2 protein-coding genes are annotated in these 1142 nt (G+C 42.4%); both read right to left on the bottom strand.

Annotated elements, in window-relative coordinates; all coding sequences use genetic code 11:
- Window positions 1-307 precede the first annotated feature (307 nt).
- Entirely contained in the window at window positions 308-790 is a 483-nt protein-coding gene (nrdG, locus tag N1032_RS23520) for an anaerobic ribonucleoside-triphosphate reductase-activating protein (RefSeq protein WP_259542788.1), read from the bottom strand.
- Window positions 790-978: a hypothetical protein gene (locus N1032_RS23515; RefSeq protein ID WP_259542787.1), complete on the bottom strand. Its 189-nt coding sequence runs from the start codon at window positions 976-978 to the stop codon at window positions 790-792. Before N1032_RS23515 ends, nrdG begins: the two co-directional genes overlap by 1 nt.
- Between the last annotated feature and the right edge of the window lie 164 nt (window positions 979-1142).

Below are 1142 nucleotides of genomic sequence, written 5' to 3'. Positions count from 1 at the left end.
TGCCTGATAGCGTCTTTACTCATTGAACCTACACCAGTCTCACCGCGCTTGATTGCTGTCTTACGTTCCTGTTTTAAATCACGAACGTAATTTGGGCTTGAAGGCATAGAACCTCCTTATTCGTAAGGATTCACTTCCATTGAACTATCAAGTGCATGACTGTGGTTTAACCGAACATTGCTACGAGGCATCAGTTCAATGAAATATCCACACTTCTTACACTCGTGAGTCCAATCATGGTAGAGTCTGTCCTGAACTAATACCATTTCACCATCACAATAGCGGCAAGGTTTTTTAACATCCATAGTCATATATTTCTCACATTGATAATCGTTTGGTTACTTGAACCACGAAATCTCAGATTCGGGTCATGTAACTCCTTGATAAAACGTCCGTCCACTACAACATCCACGTTGTTGCGAATGTAACGCATTCGAGCGTCTTTATCTTCCATAATCTCTTTATCATAATAACCAGTCCATAACCAAATGGTTTTGTCTGGACACTCTTTACGTACACGGAGAATCAATCTCAGTACATCGTAACGATTATGCTGATGAAGAGGGTCACCGCCAGTCAGGGTTAATCCTGACCGAACGATTCGGGTATCCTTGAGGTCACGGATAATCTGGTCTTCAATCTCAGGTGTGTATCGAGCACCAGCTAACGGACTCCAAGTTGATTCATTATAACATCCAGGACACGCATGTGTACAGCCCGAAACGAACAGTACAGCACGAATACCCGGCCCATTAACCATGTCCGTAGAGTAATAAGCCGAGTAATTCATTAATCGTCATCCTCATCCGCCCAGAATCCAGGTGGAACAAAATTATCAGGAACTGTAATAACTGTTACATCCTCATTACAGTTGTAAGAATCTTCTTCCAGTTTATCTTGAGCTTTATCAAGGTCACGAAAGAAGCGAATAGTGGAGGTACCATCTCCACCATCCCAAACTAACAGGCCAATATCCATTTTATTGCACCGCCGTCATTGTAGTAACTGTGGCTGCCGCAGCAGCAGAATCATCGTCATCATCTTTACTACGTTCATCACCTAAATCAGTGACACCAACTCCTTCAACACCAAGATACTTCTTGTGTGTTTTAGTATCAGTGATAATAAAGATACTACGAGAG

The organism is Herbiconiux daphne (assembly GCF_024979295.1).
Classification (GTDB): Bacteria; Actinomycetota; Actinomycetes; order Actinomycetales; family Microbacteriaceae; genus Herbiconiux; species Herbiconiux daphnes.
Note: the sequence above shows the minus strand (reverse complement) of the source record. Positions and strands in the feature narration are given on the sequence as shown.

What these genes read in the sequence shown, in the direction of transcription:
- nrdG (WP_259542788.1), bottom strand. Translation starts at nt 790, where the DNA reads ATGAATTACTCGGCTTATTACTCTACGGACATGGTTAATGGGCCGGGT.
- N1032_RS23515 (WP_259542787.1), bottom strand. Translation starts at nt 978, where the DNA reads ATGGATATTGGCCTGTTAGTTTGGGATGGTGGAGATGGTACCTCCACT.